Origin of the sequence: Mesorhizobium sp. M7A.F.Ca.US.014.04.1.1 (assembly GCF_003998745.1) — a bacterium.
Classification (GTDB): Bacteria; Pseudomonadota; Alphaproteobacteria; order Rhizobiales; family Rhizobiaceae; genus Mesorhizobium; species Mesorhizobium ciceri.
The window spans coordinates 1-1,293 of the sequence record NZ_RZRW01000998.1 but is presented as its reverse complement, the minus strand read 5'-3'; the positions used below and the strand labels follow the sequence as shown (position 1 = coordinate 1,293).

General features: G+C 60.9%; 2 protein-coding genes. Both read right to left on the bottom strand.

The window, feature by feature from the left end:
* Positions 1-179: 179 nt before the first annotated feature.
* Positions 180-938, bottom strand: a complete 759-nt coding sequence (locus tag EOA22_RS33920) for an SDR family oxidoreductase (protein WP_063170646.1) — start codon at positions 936-938, stop codon at positions 180-182.
* Positions 939-1,003: 65 nt separating this feature from the next.
* A partial coding sequence (locus EOA22_RS33915; protein ID WP_164756197.1) for an alpha/beta hydrolase occupies positions 1,004-1,293 on the bottom strand: 290 nt, incomplete at its 5' end.

The following is a 1,293-nucleotide window of genomic DNA, read 5'->3' as shown; positions in this document are numbered from 1 at the left end:
ATTTGGAAGGGCGTGGTCGTAGACGAGTTTCACGCTGTCCGCGTCTTTGGCCATTGCTGCGGTGACGGATGCGGCGGCGAGTGCTGCACAGAGGAGTTTCCTGATCATGTCCGATATCCTTGTTGGAATGAGAGCTAGGGAATGCTGGTCTGATGGGTCGCGAAACCGGCGTTCAGTACTTACGCAGGTGGCGTGTATCGGCTGAGCCAGTCGTCGAAGTGGACGGCGCCGATACGCGCGTTCTCGCCGGGGACAAGCGTTTGATCGTCGATTGCCACTTGACCGTAGTAGAGAGCGCCAGGATCCGAGACGATTTTGCGCGGATCGTTGGTGGCCTTTAGAAAGCGACCGACGAGTTCGCTCATACGAACGCGATCGGGGCCGGCAATTTCGATCGTGCCGTTCACTGGCGCTGCTAGGGCGACGTCCGCCATCGCATCGGCAACGTCGTCGGCTGCCATTGGTTGGAAGTACGCCGGTGACATGTGGACGGTATCCCCTACGGCGCCGGTGTTTGCGATGGCGGCGGTGAACTCGAAGAACTGTGTGGCGTGCACGATCGTGTAGGGGATAGCGGACTCCTTGATCAGCTTTTCCTGAAGCAGTTTGCCGCGGAAATACCCCATGTCCTGCAGCCGGTCGGTGCCGACCACAGACAGCGCGACGTGATGGCGGACGCCGGCGACCGCTTCGGCTGCAAGAAGATTACGCCCGGATGCCGCGAAAAATTCGAGCGCGGCCTTTTCCTCGAATGACGGTGAGTTCGCGAGATCGACGACGACCTGTGCCCCGGCAAGAGCGACGGCCAGCCCTTCTCCGGTGACGGTGTTCACTCCCGAATTCGGTGACGCCGCAAGCACGTCGTGTCCCTTCCTGCGCAGTCTTTCCACAGTCTTGGAACCGATCAGCCCGGTTCCGCCGATGACGACGATCTTCATTTCCAATCTCCTTTGTTGAGGGTGTTGATTTGCGGGTGTTGGTCGAATGTCGGCTTTCCGGCGAGCTACTCGCTGGCCGATGCGGCGTCCTCGATAAGTGAGGTGACCTCGTCGGGGTGCGAGACCATGAGCGCGTGGGAAGCACCCTCGATGACGACCGTCTTCACAGCGTGCGCGCGCTTGGCCATGAAGCTCATGACGGCTGCCGGGATATTTCGGTCATCGGTGCCGTAGATCATGTAGGACGGCAGCGTTTTCCATGAAGCTACGCCCGAGGGCTCGGCCAGGGCTGCCTGCGCGATCGGGCGTTGGGTGGCGGCCATCAGCGACGACTGCTCTTCGGGAACGTCGGCCG